This is a genomic window from Brevibacterium sp. JSBI002, assembly GCF_026013965.1.
Taxonomy (GTDB): Bacteria; Actinomycetota; Actinomycetes; order Actinomycetales; family Brevibacteriaceae; genus Brevibacterium.
Genome location: NZ_CP110341.1, coordinates 1,631,509 through 1,648,768, shown reverse-complemented (window position 1 = coordinate 1,648,768; position 17,260 = coordinate 1,631,509). Strand labels below are relative to the sequence as shown.

At 63.6% G+C, this 17,260-nt stretch carries 17 protein-coding genes, 1 tRNA gene and 1 pseudogene; 6 read left to right on the top strand and 13 right to left on the bottom strand.

Annotated elements, in window-relative coordinates:
* Positions 1 to 4: 4 nt before the first annotated feature.
* Complete coding sequence (locus LJ362_RS07530) at positions 5 to 478, bottom strand: ribose-5-phosphate isomerase (protein WP_264801539.1); 474 nt, start codon at positions 476 to 478, stop codon at positions 5 to 7.
* 64 nt (positions 479 to 542) lie between these two features.
* Positions 543 to 1,148 carry a disulfide bond formation protein DsbA gene (locus LJ362_RS07525; protein ID WP_320109162.1) on the bottom strand — a complete coding sequence of 202 codons (606 nt, stop codon included), beginning with the start codon at positions 1,146 to 1,148 and terminating at the stop codon, positions 543 to 545.
* A 193-nt stretch (positions 1,149 to 1,341) separates the two neighbouring features.
* Here LJ362_RS07525 and pepN point away from each other — a divergent pair, with 193 nt between their 5' ends.
* The 3 genes from pepN to LJ362_RS07510 are packed head-to-tail and all read left to right on the top strand — an operon-like array spanning position 1,342 to position 5,509.
* The gene (pepN, locus tag LJ362_RS07520; protein ID WP_264801537.1) at positions 1,342 to 4,020 is read left to right on the top strand and encodes an aminopeptidase N; all 2,679 of its coding nucleotides are present in this window, start codon (positions 1,342 to 1,344) and stop codon (positions 4,018 to 4,020) included.
* A gap of 12 nt (positions 4,021 to 4,032) precedes the next feature.
* The gene (locus tag LJ362_RS07515; protein ID WP_264801535.1) at positions 4,033 to 5,124 is read left to right on the top strand and encodes a mechanosensitive ion channel family protein; all 1,092 of its coding nucleotides are present in this window, start codon (positions 4,033 to 4,035) and stop codon (positions 5,122 to 5,124) included.
* A complete protein-coding gene (locus LJ362_RS07510) occupies positions 5,108 to 5,509 on the top strand; it encodes a globin (RefSeq protein WP_264801534.1) in 402 nt (133 codons plus the stop codon). Before LJ362_RS07515 ends, LJ362_RS07510 begins: the two co-directional genes overlap by 17 nt.
* Positions 5,510 to 5,537: 28 nt before the next feature.
* Here LJ362_RS07510 and LJ362_RS07505 read toward each other — a convergent pair whose 3' ends face one another.
* Together LJ362_RS07505 and LJ362_RS07500 are read right to left on the bottom strand one after the other, a co-directional pair.
* Positions 5,538 to 6,209, bottom strand: coding sequence for a hypothetical protein (locus tag LJ362_RS07505; protein ID WP_264801533.1), 672 nt, complete (start codon positions 6,207 to 6,209; stop codon positions 5,538 to 5,540).
* The gene (locus LJ362_RS07500; protein WP_264801532.1) at positions 6,206 to 6,748 is read right to left on the bottom strand and encodes an acyl-CoA thioesterase; all 543 of its coding nucleotides are present in this window, start codon (positions 6,746 to 6,748) and stop codon (positions 6,206 to 6,208) included. Before LJ362_RS07500 ends, LJ362_RS07505 begins: the two co-directional genes overlap by 4 nt.
* A 95-nt stretch (positions 6,749 to 6,843) precedes the next feature.
* Between LJ362_RS07500 and LJ362_RS07495 the strand changes: the two genes are divergently transcribed.
* The 3 genes from LJ362_RS07495 to LJ362_RS07485 are packed head-to-tail and all read left to right on the top strand — an operon-like array spanning position 6,844 to position 7,993.
* A complete protein-coding gene (locus LJ362_RS07495; protein WP_264801531.1) occupies positions 6,844 to 7,056 on the top strand; it encodes a hypothetical protein in 213 nt (70 codons plus the stop codon).
* Positions 7,002 to 7,751: an acyl-CoA thioesterase gene (locus LJ362_RS07490; RefSeq protein WP_264801530.1), complete on the top strand. Its 750-nt coding sequence runs from the start codon at positions 7,002 to 7,004 to the stop codon at positions 7,749 to 7,751. The genes LJ362_RS07495 and LJ362_RS07490 overlap by 55 nt, the downstream gene beginning before the upstream one ends.
* A complete protein-coding gene (locus LJ362_RS07485; RefSeq protein ID WP_264801529.1) occupies positions 7,748 to 7,993 on the top strand; it encodes a hypothetical protein in 246 nt (81 codons plus the stop codon). The genes LJ362_RS07490 and LJ362_RS07485 overlap by 4 nt, the downstream gene beginning before the upstream one ends.
* Before the next feature lie 211 nt (positions 7,994 to 8,204).
* On the opposite strand, the pseudogene ettA reads toward LJ362_RS07485, so the two are convergent.
* From ettA to LJ362_RS07440, 9 genes and pseudogenes are all read right to left on the bottom strand, one after another.
* Positions 8,205 to 9,886 (bottom strand): annotated as a pseudogene (gene ettA / locus LJ362_RS07480) (energy-dependent translational throttle protein EttA).
* Between the two features lie 109 nt (positions 9,887 to 9,995).
* The gene (locus LJ362_RS07475; RefSeq protein WP_181270452.1) at positions 9,996 to 10,703 is read right to left on the bottom strand and encodes a DUF6993 domain-containing protein; all 708 of its coding nucleotides are present in this window, start codon (positions 10,701 to 10,703) and stop codon (positions 9,996 to 9,998) included.
* A gap of 101 nt (positions 10,704 to 10,804) precedes the next feature.
* Positions 10,805 to 11,365: a single-stranded DNA-binding protein gene (locus LJ362_RS07470; RefSeq protein WP_264801528.1), complete on the bottom strand. Its 561-nt coding sequence runs from the start codon at positions 11,363 to 11,365 to the stop codon at positions 10,805 to 10,807.
* Between the two features lie 190 nt (positions 11,366 to 11,555).
* Positions 11,556 to 13,136 carry a GTPase gene (locus LJ362_RS07465; protein WP_264801527.1) on the bottom strand — a complete coding sequence of 527 codons (1,581 nt, stop codon included), beginning with the start codon at positions 13,134 to 13,136 and terminating at the stop codon, positions 11,556 to 11,558.
* Complete coding sequence (locus LJ362_RS07460) at positions 13,133 to 14,830, bottom strand: dynamin family protein (RefSeq protein WP_264801525.1); 1,698 nt, start codon at positions 14,828 to 14,830, stop codon at positions 13,133 to 13,135. The genes LJ362_RS07465 and LJ362_RS07460 overlap by 4 nt, the downstream gene beginning before the upstream one ends.
* Positions 14,831 to 14,954: 124 nt before the next feature.
* A tRNA-Arg gene (locus tag LJ362_RS07455) sits at positions 14,955 to 15,028 on the bottom strand.
* A gap of 121 nt (positions 15,029 to 15,149) precedes the next feature.
* The gene (locus LJ362_RS07450; protein ID WP_264801524.1) at positions 15,150 to 15,356 is read right to left on the bottom strand and encodes a hypothetical protein; all 207 of its coding nucleotides are present in this window, start codon (positions 15,354 to 15,356) and stop codon (positions 15,150 to 15,152) included.
* Positions 15,357 to 15,444: 88 nt separating this feature from the next.
* The gene (locus LJ362_RS07445; RefSeq protein WP_264801522.1) at positions 15,445 to 15,759 is read right to left on the bottom strand and encodes an MTH1187 family thiamine-binding protein; all 315 of its coding nucleotides are present in this window, start codon (positions 15,757 to 15,759) and stop codon (positions 15,445 to 15,447) included.
* 87 nt (positions 15,760 to 15,846) lie between these two features.
* Positions 15,847 to 17,037, bottom strand: a complete 1,191-nt coding sequence (locus LJ362_RS07440) for an acetyl-CoA C-acetyltransferase (protein ID WP_264801520.1) — start codon at positions 17,035 to 17,037, stop codon at positions 15,847 to 15,849.
* Between the last annotated feature and the right edge of the window lie 223 nt (positions 17,038 to 17,260).

The window sequence follows — 17,260 nt, the reverse complement described above, 5'->3', positions numbered from 1 at the left end:
CCTCTTACAGAGCCTGCTGGCCCTGCTCCTCATACTTCGCCATGATGCTGATGCGGCGTTCGTGGCGCTCATCGCCGGAGAACGGCTCGGCCAAGAATGCATCGACGATCGCGATCGCTTCGGCTTCCGGGTGCTGGCGGGCACCGACGGCGACGATCTGCGCGTTGTTGTGCTGACGGGCCAGCTTCGAGATCTCCGGGTTCCAGGCCAGAGCGGTACGCGCTCCCTTGACCAGGTTCGCGGCCATCTGTTCGCCGTTGCCCGACCCGCCGATGACGACGCCGAGCGCGTCGACGCCTGCGGCCTGGTCATCGACGACGGCCTGCGCCGCGGCGATGCAGAACGCCGGGTAGTCATCGAGCGCGTCATAATCAAGGGCGCCGTGGTCGATGACGTCGTGCCCGGCTGACTCGAGGTGCGCCTTGAGCACCTCTTTGAATTCGAATCCGGCGTGGTCGGTGCCGAGGTGGACTTTCATATGTCTGCCTTTCGGTGGAATCTGTTGATCGATCGAGTCCGCTGATTGTGCGGACCGCCCCGTCTCAGTCGAAGTTCGGGCCCTGGTCACGTGTGCGCTTGAGTTCGAAGAATCCCGGCGTCGAGGCGACCGCGAGGACTCCGTCGAAGAGCCGCCCGGCGTCTTCTCTCTTCGGAGCGGGGGTGACGACAGGACCGAAGAACGCGGTTCCGGCGACGCGGCAGATCGGTGTGCCGACATCGTCGCCGACCAAGCTCAGAGCCTCGTCGTGGGAGGCCTGGAGCTGCGCGTCGTAGTCATCGCTCTCGCCGTACTTCATCAGGTCGGCGGGCAGCTGAAGCTCGGCCAGAGCCTCGGACACTGCCTTCTCGAAGTCCTTCTCTTCGCCCGGATGGATCCTTGTGCCGATCGCGGTGTAGAGAGGTTCGGCGATCTCCTCACCGTGCTCGGCGATCGCGGCGGTGACGATGCGCATCGGGGCCAGGGCCCGGTTCATCAGTGCCCGGTAGTCCTCGGGAATGTCCTTGTCCCGATTGAGGAAGTTCAGGCTCATCGGGTGGAACTTCACCTCGACGTCGCGGACCTTCGCCACTTCGAGTCCCCAGCGTGAGGTCATCCACGCCCACGGGCAGGCCGTGTCGAACCACAGATCGAGTGTTTCCTTGCTCACTGTCTCTCCTCCGTCAAACGCTCGCGGGTCCCGTGCCGGGCACCCATCGTGTCAGTGCTCAATCTATCAAGACCGGCCATCCTCGGTGACGGTGGCCGAATCGCGATCCGTCGCACCGACACCGCCGCAGCGGAGCCTGTCCATGAAAGAATGACCGAGTACACCCGGTTCCCGAAGCGAAGGTCACCTCACTGTGCCGCAACACAATCTCACCCGCGACGAAGCACGCGAACGTTCAGCCATCGTGGACGTCTCGAGCTACGAGCACACTCTGATCCTCACAGGAGCTGGTGAGAGTTTCCGCGTCCGTTCACGTATCCGGTTCACCGCGGCAGCGGATTCGACGACGTTCATCGACGCCATCACCGCGAGTATCGAGCGCGTCCGACTCAACGGCACGGACCTCGACCTCGCCGAGGTGGTCGCACCGGCCCGCATCACCCTTCCCGGCCTCGCCGCTGAGAACGAACTCATCGTCGATGCGCATTTCACCTATATGAACACCGGAGAAGGTCTGCACCGATTCGTCGACCCGATCGATGATGAGATCTACCTCTACTCTCAGTTCGAGGTCCCAGACGCACGCCGTGTCTTCCCCGTCTTCGAACAGCCCGATATCAAGTCTCCTTACTCATTCACCGTCGTCGCGCCGGAGAAGTGGACCGTCGTCTCGAACTCCCCCACTCCGACTCCGAGCGATCCGAAGGAGACTTTCGCTGAGCTCGGAGAGGAACCGCAGGAGGGCATGGCGGTGTGGCAGTTCGCCCCCACCACGCCGATCTCGTCGTATATCACCGCGATCATCGCCGGCCCGTATGAGTCCGTGCATTCGCAGCTGACTTCCTCCGACGGTTCGATTGTTCCGCTGGGCCTGTACTGCCGTGCGTCGCTGCTCGAACATCTCGATGCGACGAAGCTGTTCCGGATCACGAAAGCCGGTTTCGAGTTCTTCGAACGCGAGTTCGGTGTCTCCTACCCGTTCGAGAAGTACGATCAGCTCTTCGTGCCCGAGTTCAATGCCGGAGCAATGGAGAATGCCGGGGCCGTGACGATCCTCGAGAACTATGTGTTCCGGTCGCGTCCCACCGAGGCTCTTGTCGAACGCCGGACCGTCACGATCCTCCACGAGCTCGCCCATATGTGGTTCGGCGATCTCGTCACCATGCGCTGGTGGAACGATCTGTGGCTCAACGAGTCCTTCGCCGAGTTCATGTCGACGCTGGCGACGGCCGAGGCCACCGAATTCGCCGATGCGTGGACGACCTTCGCCACGATCGAGAAGTCGTGGGCCTACCGACAGGATCAGCTCCCGAGCACACACCCGATCGTCGCCCCGATCGACGACCTTGCCGACGTCGAAGTCAACTTCGACGGAATCACCTACGCCAAGGGAGCTTCCGTGCTCAAACAGCTCGTGGCCTGGGTCGGTCGCAAGGAGTTCTTCTCCGGCCTCAAGAGCTACTTCGACAAGCACGCGTGGTCGAACACCGAGCTCTCCGATCTGCTCACGGAGCTCGAGGCCACCTCGGGCAGGGACCTGGAGAGCTGGTCGAAGCTGTGGCTGGAGGAATCCGGGGTCAACCTCCTCGAAGCCGTCGTCACCGCTGAGGCCGGTGATGGCACGGCCGAGGCATCGGGAACGGACGAGCAGACGATCTCGAGCCTGCGCGTGACTCAGCAGCCCTGGTCGATTCCGGGTCAGCCGACTCCGTCGCTGCGTCCGCACCGGTTGGCCGTCGGCTTCTATTCGGACAATGGGCAGGGACGTCTGCAACGCACTCAGTCCTTCCCTCTCGACGTCGACGGAGAATCCGCAGAGGTGGACGAGGCTCGGGGCCTGGCGCTGCCCGATGTCATCGTCGTCAACGACGCCGATCTCAGCTATGCGAAGGTCCGCTTCGACGCCCGCAGCATGGACACTGCGGCGAACAGACTGGGTGACTTCGACGATTCGCTCACCCAGCTCCTCGTGCTGGCAACGCTGTGGGATGAGGTCCGTGACGGCGAACGGCCCGTCCACGATTACATCCGCACTGTGCTCACCCACCTGGGCGCCATCACCCATTCCTCCGGACTGCTCACGCAGATGCGCCAGCTCGATACCGCAGTCGGCTCCTACCTGCCGCCGCAGGAGCGCAAGAGGATGCACGCCGAGGTGGCTGACCGTTTCATCGAGGTCCTCGAGACGACCGAGGAAGGATCGGACCAGGCCTTCCAGTTCGTGCGCGGATTCATCCGTCACGCGACCACCCCCGTTCAGCTTGATCGGCTGAAGTCCTGGCTGCGACCGGAGACCGAACGCATGTATGGGATCGCCCTGGACACCGATCTCACATGGGAGATCATCATCGGCCTATGCGCGAACGACGTCGTCGACGATTCGACAGTCGAGGACATGAGCCGCAGAGACCCCAGCGCCACCGGCGTCCGCCACGCCGCGACGGCACGGGCCAGCCGCCCCACCTCGGCGTCGAAATCGCAGACCTTCACACGTATGGTCGACGATGCGAATCTGCCGAACTCGGAACTCGGGGCGCTCGCTCTCGGCTTCGGTACCGGGCTGCAGACGAACTCCGGAGATACCATCGCCGCCGAGGCGCCGCTGCGGTCCTTCGCCGACGAATACTTCGCACGGGTGGCAGGCTGGTGGGAGACGCGCACCCTGGAGATGGCGCAGACGATGACTCTGCGGCTGTACCCACCGGTGAGTTCTGCCACAGTCGACGCCACGTCGCAGTGGCTCGACGATCACCCCTCAGCGCCGAAGGGCCTGGTGCGGCTGATGCGGGAGAACCTCGCCGATGCGAAGCGGGCGCTGCAGGTTCAGCGTGTGTCCAGCGCTTCCAAGGGATCATTGAACCTTCACAGCTAGTCTCGAATGATCATGACAACCGATGCAATAGATTCCACTGTTCAGAACGCAAGTGACTTCGATTGGGCAACGTTCCTCCTCGGCGCTCCGCTGAAGATCACCGTGATCATCATCGGCGCCATCGTCGTCAATCTCGTCATCCGGCTCTTCATCCGCAGGTTCACCACCGCGGTCGCCAAGGGCACCGTCGGCAGCGAGAAGGCTGAAAGCGCCGGCCGAACGAAGTTCTCCGCCACTGCGCTTGAGGCCCAACGCACCGGGATCGATGAACAGACGATCAAGGAACGCCGAGCCCAGCGAGCGAAGACCGTGGGACGGATGCTGTCGTCGGTGACGACGATCCTCGTCAGCGTCATCGCGGTCCTCATGATCCTCGATGCCCTGAGCTTCAACATCGCCCCGATCCTCGCTTCTGCCGGTATCGCCGGTGTCGCCATCGCCTTCGGTGCTCAGGAGCTCGTCCGCGACTACCTGTCGGGATTCTTCATCGTCATCGAAGACCAGTACGGAATCGGTGACACCGTCGACCTCGGCGAGGCCGTCGGTGAAGTCGAGGACGTCGGCCTGCGTCGCACTCAGATCCGCGACCTCACGGGCACCCTGTGGCATGTGCGCAACGGTGAGATCCTGCGCGTGGGCAATCTGTCCCAGGGTTGGGCACGCGCCGTCCTCGACATCCCCATCGACTACCGGACCTCGATGGATGAATACCGCGAGATGACCGAGGACATCACGCGCACTCTGCGGAAGGATCCCGAGCTGTCGAAAGCGATGCTCGAAGATCCGGAGATCGCCGGTGTCCAGTCGCTGTCGGGCTCCCACCGCGTCATCCGCACCATGGTCAAGACCAAACCGAACCTGCAGTGGATGGTCGAGCGTGCCTTCCGTGCCGAACTGATGACCCAGCTGGCCAAGCGCGGCGGACAGATCGGTATGGTGCAGGAGACGGTTCTGCGTACTCTGCCCGCTCAGGAGAAGGCGATGGCTCCGGCAGTCGCCGAGGATTCCGAGAATCCCTCGCCCCTGCCCGGTGACCAGGAGATCCGCAGCACCGTGCAGGAGGACTCCCCCAGTGAAGGATCGAGCGATGTCGCAGACAACTGACGGTTCCATCTTCGAGGCCGTCGGCGGGCATGACACGTTCACCCGCCTTGTCGACGTGTTCTACCAGCACGTCGATGCGGATGCTCAGCTCATTGCGATGTACCCCGACGGCCATGAGCTGGAGGGGGCGAAGCACCGTCTGCAGATGTTCCTCGAGCAGTATTTCGGGGGTCCGTCGACCTACCAGGAGCAGCGAGGTCACCCGCGACTGCGGATGCGGCATTTCGACTATCCGATCGATTTCGATGCCCGGGACCGCTGGCTGCGCTGCATGCGCGCGGCTCTCGACGATGTGAGCCTGCCGCCGCTGTACGACGAGATGTTCTGGGACTACTTCCAGCGGGCAGCGACAGCGATGGTGAATACGAACCCGAACATCCGGTGATCACTCTCCGGTGAGCATAGACCGCTGATCACAGTCCGCGGGCACGCGTGAGCAGGTGACCGCCTGGGGCGACGAGACGCAGCCAGCTTCCGGATTCCATGATGCGCAGCTGACGGTCGTCATCGCGACCCGCTGGTGGAATGAAGCGCAGCGCAGCCGCGGCGAAGGCCAATCCTCCTGGCATCCCGGCTCCCTGCTCGCCCGTCATCGGACGTGACCACACGCGCGAGCGCAGAGCCTTGACCGCGTGTCCCCCGGAACCCTCGGGCGCACCGGTGCTGATCTCCGCGATCCCTGACTCCGCAGTCTCGTGGAGCCGTCCGACGCTGATCGTGTTGTATTCGGACCAGCCTCCGCGTGGAGGCGCGATCCCGGTCCACGACACGAGCACCGAATTCGGCGGCACCGGCAGAGTGGTTCCGTTCTCGTCTCGGGCGAAGCGGTCGAGCAGATTCGACAGCGGCACCGCCTCGTCGAATCCGTCTTGTTCGTGGTCGTCCAGGCGCAGCATACGCATGGCCAGCACCAGCGGTGTCGAATCGCCGAGCCCGTGCGGGAACAGCGGTGCCACGGTGGCGGCCAGGACGTCGGAGGCGACCTGCAGTCGCATCGCTCCGTCAGCGTCTGCCCTGTGGGCCAAAGAAGCGAAGGCGGAGAGATCCCGCATCGCCAGCGGGTCGTTGATATGCAGATCCGTCATCGTCGGGCCCTCCGCAGCGGAACGGGCGTGCCGAGCACCATTTCCATGGCGACGGTCTCGGCTTCGCTGAGGCGCCGTGGCCGGCCGCTGGCGATGTCGATGAAGACGATGACGGTCTCGGCGACCGTGTAGGTGCGCGAACCGTCCGGTTCGCAGATGACATAGCCCACCGTCACCGAGGCGGGTCGCGCATCGCTGATGACGAGATCGACCGCGATGGGTCCGGTCCGATAGGGAATCGGGGCACGGTATTCGATTGCGTGGGAGGCCACGAGCAGTTCGGTGGTGGCAGAGGCGGCGGCGAAGATGGTCGGTATCTCGACCCCGCTGACCGTCTCGGACACCCCATGCTGTCCCGGCGTGGTCGGTGCATCGGAACTGTGGGTGGGAGAGCCGAGGGCACGGACGCGCGCCTCTTCCAGCAGTTTGAGCTGGGTGACGTTGTTCACGTGGCCGTAGGCGTCCATATCACCCCATCTCAGTTCCAACAGTACGCGGGTGAATTCGTCGAGAAGGGGGTTGGTGGCGCCAGAGTGCATGCCTCCCATCATGCCACCTTCATCACGACGGTGCCGCACGCGATAGGATCGTGACTCGTACGCACGATCAGCCCAGTCATCCGAGGGAGAAGCCCATGACCGACGAAGCATCCTCCGAAGCGGAGGCGAACGTAGCTCGGCTGCACGAGATCCTCGATCTGCGCCGGCTCGAGTTCACTGCGGCGTCCAGCGAAACGGACTTCTTCATCGGACACAGTCAGTACAAGCCCGACGGTCGGTCTTCGGCGGGCAGGTGCTCGCACAGTGTGTCGTCGCAGCCGCTGCCACACTTCCCAGTGACCGCCTGATCCATTCGCTCCACGGATATTTCCTGCGCGCCGGCGATGTCAGCGAGCCCATCGAATTCGGCGTCGAGCGGCTGCGTGATGGCCGTTCGTTCTCTGCCCGCCGCGTCCACGCATATCAGAAGGGCGCGCCGATCCTGTCATTGAGCGCTTCGTTCCAGGACGTGCAGCCGGGTCTCAGCCATGCCGAGCAGATGCCGACCGGGCTGCCTGCTCCCGAGGACTGCCCGGAACTGCTTGACTATATCGGAGACGAGGATTCTCCGGTCGTCAGCGATTGGCTGAGGAAGCGTCCCTTCGAGGTCCGTCCTGTCGAGCCGTCTCTGCACACCTCGGGCGTCTCCGATCCCTCGATCACCGAACAGCATTCGTGGTTCCGAGCCAGTTCGACGTTCGGAGACGATCCGGTGCTCAATGCCGCGGCTCTGGCCTATGCCAGCGACTTCAACCTGCTCGAACCGGTCCTTCGTCATCACGAACTGACCTGGCGGACTCCTGGTCTGCTAGTGGCCAGCCTCGACCATGCCATGTGGTGGCATCACCGGGTGCGCGTCGACGAGTGGATGCTCTATGTCCAGGAGTCCCCTGCCGCGCAGGGCGGACGCGGGCTCGGCTACGGGCGCATCTTCGCTCAGGACGGAACCCTGCTGGCTACTGTGGCCCAAGAAGGCATGGTCCGGGTCAAGGAGGTTCAGTGACGAGTCAGGACCCGACGATGATGGACATCATCGGCACCATCCTCAGCCGGCTGGTGAACGTGGCGCTGTTCCTCGTCATCGGTCTGCTCAGCCTCGTCGCGTTCATGGGACGCACCGATCTGCATACGGCGGTCTGCGGGCTGCTAGCCGTCGTCTGCGGAATCATCGGCACGATCCTCGTCCGTCTGCTGTTCAGAGGGATCGCGAACGTCGGTGGACTCACCCGCCGCTCAGAGGACTGACTCTTCTCCTCACTCGGTTGCGGCTTCGCGCTGGCCCGCTTGGACCGTCCGCCAGCGGACGCAGCGCACGTCTTCCACCGATTCTTCTGTGCTGGCGCGTTCATCGTCCACCTGTTCCGCACGCACACAGTGATGCCCCGGTCTCTATGACCGGGGCATCACTGTGTTCGAAAGAAAAGTCGGAACCGGTTCGGCTCAGACCGGACTGAGATCAGTCTCGGGTGAGACGACGGTGGGTGACTCGGTGCGGGCGGGCCGCATCTTCGCCGAGACGTTCGACCTTGTTCTTCTCATAGGCTTCGAAGTTGCCTTCGAACCAGTACCAGTTCGCCGGGTTGTCCTCTGTGCCCTCCCACGCGAGGATGTGCGTGGCCACACGGTCGAGGAACCAGCGATCGTGCGAGACGACCACGGCGCAGCCGGGGAACTCGAGCAGAGCGTTCTCCAGCGAGCCGAGGGTTTCGACATCGAGGTCGTTCGTCGGCTCATCGAGCAGGAGCAGGTTTCCGCCCTGTTTGAGGGTGAGAGCGAGGTTGAGGCGGTTGCGCTCACCGCCGGAGAGGACTCCGGCTTTCTTCTGCTGGTCCGGGCCTTTGAAGCCGAACGCAGAGACATAGGCACGGGAGGGCATCTCCACCTTGCCGACCTGGATGAAGTCGAGTCCGTCGGAGACTACCTCCCACAGGTTCTTATCCGGATCGATACCGCCGCGGGACTGGTCGACATAGGAGATCTTCACGGTCTCTCCGACCTTGAGATCTCCGCCGTCGAGCTCTTCCATACCGACGATCGTCTTGAACAGCGTCGACTTTCCGACGCCGTTGGGTCCGATGACGCCGACGATGCCGTTGCGCGGCAGGGAGAAGCTCAGACCGTCGATGAGTTTGCGCCCATCGAAGCCCTTTTCGATCTTGTCCGCTTCGATGACGACATCACCGAGGCGGGGGCGGCCGGAATCTGAATCTCTTCGAAGTCGAGCTTCTGCGTCTTCTCCGCCTCGGCCGCCATCTCTTCGTAGCGGGCCAGACGGGCCTTCGACTTCGTCTGCTTCGCCTTCGGGTTCGAACGCACCCATTCGAGTTCGTCTTTCAGCCGCTTGGCGAGTTTCGCGTCCTTCTTACCCTGGACCTGAAGGCGCTCCTGCTTCTTCTCGAGGTAGGTCGAGTAGTTGCCCTCATACGGGTAGAGGTGCCCACGGTCGACTTCGGCGATCCATTCGGCGACGTGGTCGAGGAAGTACCTATCGTGGGTGATCGCGATGACAGCGCCCGGGTAGGTCTTCAGGTGCTGCTCGAGCCACAGCACCGATTCCGCATCGAGGTGGTTCGTCGGCTCGTCGAGGAGCAGCAGATCGGGCTTCTCGAGCAGAAGCTTGCACAGTGCCACACGGCGACGTTCACCCCCGGAGAGTACAGAGACGTCCGCGTCCGGCGGCGGGCACCGCAGAGCGTCCATCGCCTGTTCGAGCTGAGAGTCGAGATCCCAAGCGTCAGCGGCGTCGATGGCCTCCTGCAGCTTGCCCATCTCTTCCATGAGGGCGTCGAAGTCCGCATCGGGATCCGCCATCTCCTCGGAGATGGCATTGAAACGATCGACCTTTGCCTTGATCTCGCCGACGCCTTCTTCGACGTTGCCGAGGACGGTCTTCTCTTCATTCAGGGGCGGCTCCTGCATGAGGATGCCCACCGAGTACCCGGGGCTGAGTCGAGCTTCACCGTTGGAGGGCTGCTCGATTCCCGCCATGATCTTCAGAATCGTTGATTTGCCGGCGCCGTTGGGGCCGACCATACCGATCTTCGCTCCGGGGTAGAACGACATCGATACATCGTCGAGGATGACTTTGTCACCGTGCGCTTTGCGCGCCTTGTGCATGGTGTAGATGAATTCGGCCATAGTGCACTCAGGCTATCGGTTCGGCGCACCCCAGCGCTACTTGACGCTCGGCATCCGCCGGAGATGTCCGAACTTCCGCCGAGGCGGTCCGACCTGCGTTGGGGAGTGCTCAGCCTCCGCCGAGAGACGGGGCTTCACCCGAAGTGCCACCCTCGCTCGAGGTCTCCTCGGATCCGCCCTCACCGGAGGACCCATCGGTACCCTGAGAGCCGTCGGTGCCTTCTGAGCCCGCAGTCCCTTCCGCTCCCCCGGTGCTTGCCGACGCGGAGTCGTCTTCACTCGGCGCGGGGCTCTCGGTTTCACCGTCCTTGCCGTTGATGTCCTCGCCGGGCAGGTGGCCGGCACCGTTCGAGTCGCCGTCTTCGTCGCGCTTCTCGCCCTTCGGTGCTTTGACACCTTTCGGCCGTTCCACTTCGCCGAACAGGCAGGAGCCCGTCGATTCGGTGGGCTGGACGAGGTCGGCGGTGGCTTTGCCCTTTCGGATCTCGCCGACGACGCAGCCCTTGTCGGTCTTGACTCCGAACATCTTCGAAGGGACTTCATTGCCGAGCGGCGATTCGTCGATCGTCGCCTCCAGCTGTTCGGGCTCATAGCCGGCGTCGAGCATCGTGGAGAAGAACTTCTTCGTCGACGGCACCGATTCCTTGTCACCGGTCAGCGGTTTGAGTGCCTTGAGCACCTTGTCGACTTCGGCAACGGGCTTCGCCTGGGTCTGTTTGGGCTGCGGCTGCGAATCATCGGCGCCGAAGCCGAGAAGCGAACACCCCGACAATGCCAGAGTCAGTGCCGCAGCACTCAGCACAGGAACAAGACGCATCTGCAACCTCGGCGAGAGGGGACGATTGACAGTCTCACTCTAGCGGATGTCACGAGCTGCGAGGCGCATCGATTCTCCAGGACTGCAAGGAATTCTCGCGATCAGAAGGGCGCCGCGGCTTTTGCGGTCTCCGGCGCGATCGGATCATCTTCGGCATCGGTGTCGATGCCCGCCTGATCGGTGTCGCCGTCGGATTCGGACTCCGGCGGCGTTTCTGCGGTGCCCAAGGTGTTCCAGACCGAATCATTCGATTCGGATGACTCAGAGGTCGTCTCTCCGGCAGTCGACTGTGAGCGGTCGGCTGCTTTGGCGCGCTTGTAGTGGGCGGTTCCGTACCTCAGGTCGGGGCCGATATGCTCCGCGACCACCGTCGGCGAGATTCCGCTGCGCTCCTCGGTGGTCCATTCTCGATTCCTCAGGCTGCCCGATACGATCACCGCGGCGCCGGTGTTGAGCGACATCGCGGAATTGCTCGCCAGGTCGCCGTAGCAGTCGACTCCGAACCACGAGGTGCCGTCTGGGACGAACTCACCGGTGTTCTTGTCGACTCTCCAGTGGTTGACGGCCAACCTGAACGAGGCGCAGGCTCGCCCGGACGGCAGCGTTCGTGCGCTCGGCTCGGTGGCGATGGTGCCGGTGACGGTGATCGGGATTGCGGACATCGGAGTCTCCAAATCGGTGTGATGGAACCATACGGTCGTCTGCGTCCGCATGGATCTCCAGTCAGCCCGGTCCTTCGCTCGGGTGTCCAGAAACATGAAATGCCCTGTGGACAGAGGTTCTCCGTCCACAGGGCTTCACAGTCCGAGTCGCCCACGGGGTGTGTTCGGGTCGGAGATGCGCGTCTGCGTCTCAGCGGAGCATCTCGTATGCCCGTCGGTGCTCTCCGATGACGCTCTTCACCGAGTTGAGATACGAGCTCTGGGCGACGCGGCCGACCGCGTCTCGCAGCTTGCCGTCGACCTCGGAGGCCGCCTCCTTCGCGCCTCTGGCCCGCGCCGACTTCGCCATCAGAGAGGTCACGAACGAGCCGATGCAACCGATCACGAACAGCCCGATGCTGACGATCCAACACCACGTCGGCAGGGCTCCCGAACCGATTGCGGCGACGAGGGCGGAGACGATGATGCCGAGGAGACCGATGATCGAGGCGACGAAGAAGATGATCTGCAGGGTGTGTGCCAGTGACCACCAACCGGGGCTCTGGCGAGTGATATCCACAGCCGTGACGGCCGAGTCGAGATTCTCCGACAGCTCGTCGGTGCTCTTCTTCTCTGCTTCCGCGGCCTCGTTCTGCCATGCCTGCGGCATGGTCGACACGGATTCTGCGATGAGTTCGTGCGCCATGAGCCGGACGTGGGAGCTCTGCGCCTTCGTCGTCGCCGGCACCGAAGCGCGGACGAGCTCGTCTCTGTCCTGACCGTGCTTGGCGCCCAGCGGATCGGGCGCATTGCGCTGGGCCCACGCGAGGATGGGATACCCGGTCTTGCGGTAGGAACGGCGGATGTAATCATCGTGCACGGTCTGTGCCACGGCTTCGACACCGGCGGCTTCCGACATCGTCTCGACCAGTCGGGATGCGCCGGCCAATTCGTCCGGCGAGGAGACCGGTTCTCCGAGCTCCTTCCGGATCCGATTGGCCATCGCCTGCATATCAGCCAACAGCCTCTCGGCCGCTGCGTCGTTCGAGTCGACGGTGTCGGCGAGGATGCTGCGGATCTCCGGGATGCCCTCTCGGGTCACGGCCGAGGAGATGCGCACATTCGTCTCGCTCAGCCCATCCTCGTTGAGCAGCTGGCGCAGATGGTCGGTTGCGGCCTTCTGCTCCTCCGGACTGAGTTTGTCGATCTGGTTGAGGACGACGACCATGTTCCCGCTGTTCTCGGCGAGTTTGGTCAGATACTCGGAATGCAGTGAGAAGTCGGCGTATTTCTGTGGGTCGACAACCCAGAACACGACGTCGACGAGCCCCACCAGACGATCCGACTCGACACGGTGTTCGACTGCCGTGGAGTCGTGGTCGGGCAGATCGAGCAGGATCAGACCGTGCAGGCGTCTCTGATCGTCGCCGTCGAGCGCGGACTCGCGCCAGGTGCGGCTGCGTTCGGGCACATGCAGCCAGTCGAGGACATCGTTTCCGCCTTCGCCCCAGACGCATGCGGTCGGGCGTGAAGTCGTCGGCCTGCGCACACCGACACGGGCGATCTCGAGGCCGGCCACAGCGTTGAACAGTGAAGATTTACCCGAGCCTGTCGACCCGGCGAACGCCACGACGGTGAAGTCCTCTCCCAAGCCCAGGCGGTCTTCCGCCCGATCGAGCAGATTCTGAGCATCGGTGCGAACACCTCCGCCGAGCTTGTCGTCACTCAGCGACAGGGCGTGTCGGATACCCTCGGCGAGGCGCCGGATCTCGGTCTGTGCGGAACTGTTCACAATGCCACCTCTAGTCGTTCACCGGAGGCGCGCAGGGCGCCCGCTTGCCGCGCCGGTACCGCGGATAGTCTCAGTGCGTTGTCGAAAGGAGTACGGCAACCCGCCACGATGCCCACAGCCGCATCGAGGAAGCGCTGTCGGATCGATGCGATGAGCTCGGCCGCCTCGTCGGCTCCGAAGATCGTCTCCGCGAGATTGAGCGCGACTCCTGCACCTTGTCGGGTGCTCTGCCCGGCGTCACGAGCGCTCCGAGGATACCAGAAGGCCGCGTATTCGACGACAGCGCAGACGCCGGCAACGCCGAAGGAGAGGATTCGAGCCTTGGACTTCTTGCCCTGACCGATATCGCGCACGAGCGCGTTGACTTCGTCCGACCACGTGCTCACCGCCGACTTCACTGAGTCCTCGAGCCCCGCGCCCACGGTGCGCAGTTCAGGCTGATCTTCGATGAGGGCCGCACCGGCAGCGGTGTTTCGCCACTCGGCATTGACTTCGTCGACCACGTCGATGGCCTGTTCGCGCAGGGACACGGCCGCGCTGCGCAGGATGGCGACATGCAATGGAGTGGCCGCGTCGTGTTTGCCGGTCACTGCGGCGGAGATGCGATCGCGCATTCGAGCCATCGTCGGCTCCAGTCCGCGGAAGAGCTGACCTGTGCCCACAAAGTCCTGCCAGCGGGCATTGACCTCTCCGTGCAGGACCCGTCCGTCAGAGAAGACTTCGGCGAGTCCGGATTGAGCCGATCGGAAGCTCTTCTCGACTGAGCCGACCAGGGCGATGTGGGCCTGTTCCTGAGTTTCGGCGAAGTCGGCGAGCTCCCTGACGCGTGCGGGCAGCGCAGCGATCGCACCCGTCAGAGTGCGATTGCGGATGCGTTCGAGTGAGGTGCCCTCGGTGCCGACTTGCGAGATCCAGGAGCGAATCGGATAGATCGCCGCATGAGGCAGCAGACCGTCGTCCAGCTCGAGCTCTGCGACGGAGAAGATCGGTGAGTTCGCCAGTCCTGCATCGGCGAGCAGACTCGACAGGTGATGCCTGACTTCGCGGTTGGCTTCGGGTGGAACCCGATCGAGAACGATGGCCACCGAAGTGCTTCGCGCGGCCGCCGTCTTCAACAGGGCCCACGGGGCGGCATCGGCGTACCGGTTCGCCGTCGTCACGAAGAGCCACAGGTCGGCGCTGAGCAGCACCCTGCGCGAGAGCGCACGGTTCGTCTCCGAGATGGAGTCGATGTCCGGACAGTCGAGGATGGCTGTGCCCGCTTCGATGTTCTCATCGGCGATGAGCACGACTCCGGGCACGGCCGACTGAGCGTCGGAGCTGCGCGGCAGGTCAGGCAGGTAATGCTCTGATTCGAAGAACTTCGCATCGGCGGGGTTGAAGATGACGACCGGGTTGCCGGTCGTCGGTCGACGCACTCCGGCAGGACTGACACTGCGCCCCACGAGGGAGTTGACCAGTGTCGATTTGCCGGCACCTGTCGATCCGCCCACGGCGATGAGGAACGGAGTCCGCGAACGGTTGATCCGCGGCAGCACGTAGTCGTTGAGTTCCGCAGTCAGTGTCGAGTGTGCTGTGCGAGCGTCGGCGAAGTCTTCGCTGCGCAGGGTGAAGCGCGTCTCCGAAACTCGCTTGACGATATCGTTCAACGCTTGGCCGACCGGCGGCGTCACGGCGCTCTTGCTCTCAGTCATCACGCCTCCACTCTCTATGTTTTCCCAGCTCGGCACCAACTGCCACGCCGTATCGGCGCGGAATTGCTCAGCGGCAGCAGGGATCAGACTGACCCGCCCGATCAACGGATGCGGGCATGAGGAGCGCCCCCGGCGGGGCTCGAACCCGCGACCTACCGCTTAGAAGGCGGTTGCTCTATCCGACTGAGCTACGGAGGCTCAAATATCGTAACCGATGCCCGGATGAGAACAGAAAGCGGCCCCGGTTCGGTGCGGACCGTCTCGTCCGTCGCCTCGAACCGGGGCCGACGCGCTGCCGTGCAAGCTCGGCAGGAACATCTCAGTAGTGACGGGCTGCGTTCTCCATCGACTTCCTCACCGTCACGAATGACACGGCCACCACTCCCGTCAGCGCAAGAATGACCGCCACGGCTTCGATCCCGAAGGCGAAGTCGACGATGATCGGAAAGAATCCTGCGAGCATGAAGCCCAGCAACGCGACAAGCGTGAGTGCCGTGGCAACCGAGAAGATCTTTGCACCATTCATTGTCCATCTTCTTCGATCGATGCATCCGATGGAGAAAGACTAACGCCAGATGAGACTCACGTCACTGAGAATTTCAGAAGAATTCGTCTCAGCCTTCGCCGCGAGCGTCGATCGCCGTCTCCAGACGCTCGAGTTTGCCGTCGATCTCGCCGGTGTAACCGGGGCGGATATCGGCCTTGACCACCAGGGACACTCGAGTGCCGAACTCGCCGACGGCCTCGGTGGCCTCTTTGATGACCGCGAAGACCTCGTCCCATTCCCCTTCGATGGTCGTGAACATCGAGTCCGTCCGGTGCGGCAGTCCGGAATTGCGGACGATCTCGACAGCCGCTGCCACGGCATCGTGGACCGAGGCGTCGGTCCCTTCTCCCCCACTGGGAGCGACTGAGAAAGCTGCGAGCATGTTGGTGGTCCCTTCTGTCCGGTCCGGTGGGGAGCCGATCGGCTCCCCACCGGTTCATCTGTCTGACTTGCGGTCGAACGACTCGGCTCAGGCCTGAGCGGGCACTGTCACGATGAGCGAGTCGCCCTGGCCGCCGCCTCCGCAGAGTGCGGCGATACCCGTGCCGCCGCCTCGGCGTTGGAGTTCGAGGGCAAGCGTGAGGACGACCCGGGCTCCCGAGGCACCGATCGGGTGGCCCAGTGCGACGGCGCCGCCGTTGACGTTGACCTTGTCCTCGTCGATGCCGAGGTCCTTGGCGCTGGCCAGGCCGACGGCGGCGAAGGCTTCGTTGATCTCATAGAGGTCGAAGGAGTCGGCTGCGACGCCTTCGCGTTCGGCAGCGACCTTGATCGCCTGTGAGGGCTGGTGCTGGAGGGTCGAGTCCGGTCCGGCGGTCCAGGCGTGCGAACGGATCTCGGCGAGGATCGGAGCGCCGAGCTCTTCGGCCTTCTCACGCGACATGACAACGACGGCGCAGGCTCCGTCGGAGATCTGCGAAGCGTTGCCGGCGGTGATCGTTCCGTCCTTCCGGAAGGACGGCCGCAGCTTGGACAGGGACTCGGCTGTCGTGTCAGGACGCACACCCTCGTCTGCGGAGATGGTGACATCGCCCTTTCGCGAGCTGATAGTCACTGGCACGATCTCGTTCTCGAAGGCACCGGCCTTCTGTGCCGCCGCGGCGCGCTGGTGCGAACGCGCGGAGAACTCATCCTGCTCGGCGCGGGAGAACTCGCGGTCACCGGCATTGGCCTCTTCGGTCAGTCCGCCCATAGCCTGATCGGTGAATGCGTCCCAGAGGCCGTCATAGTCCATATGGTCCTTGGCGACGACATCGCCGTATTTGTACCCCGAACGCGACTTCATGAGCATGTGCGGCGCCTGGCTCATCGATTCCTGACCGCCCGCCACGACGACGTCGTACTCGCCGGCTCGGATCAGCTGAGCCGCTTGGGTGATCGTGTTGATGCCCGACAGGCACAGCTTGTTGACCGACACGGCCGGAACGGACATGGGGATGCCGGCTTTGACCGCCGCCTGTCGACCGGGGCCCTGACTGTTTCCGGCCTGCAGAACCTGGCCCATGATCACATAGTCGACGTCGGAGCCCTGAATGCCGGCACGATCGAGTGCCCCGGCGATGGCTTCGGCGCCGAGCTCGACGGCACTGAGTTTCGACAACTCTCCCTGCAGGCGCCCGAACGGTGTGCGCGCTCCGGCGACGATCACTGCATCAGCCATATTTCCTCCTCGGATATCCGCGCTGCGGACGCGAGTCCGCAGCATGTATGCATTTCGACATCCACCAGCCTAGTCGAGGCCCATGTGGCCTGCATCACGGGGTCCGCGCAGCCGTGGATCAACCCCTCGTCCACACTCTCGCATTCGCACCCAACACTCATGGAGTCTCCGTTAGAGTAGGACGAGGACAGCTTAAGAACACCCCCTTTCCAAGATGACAGGA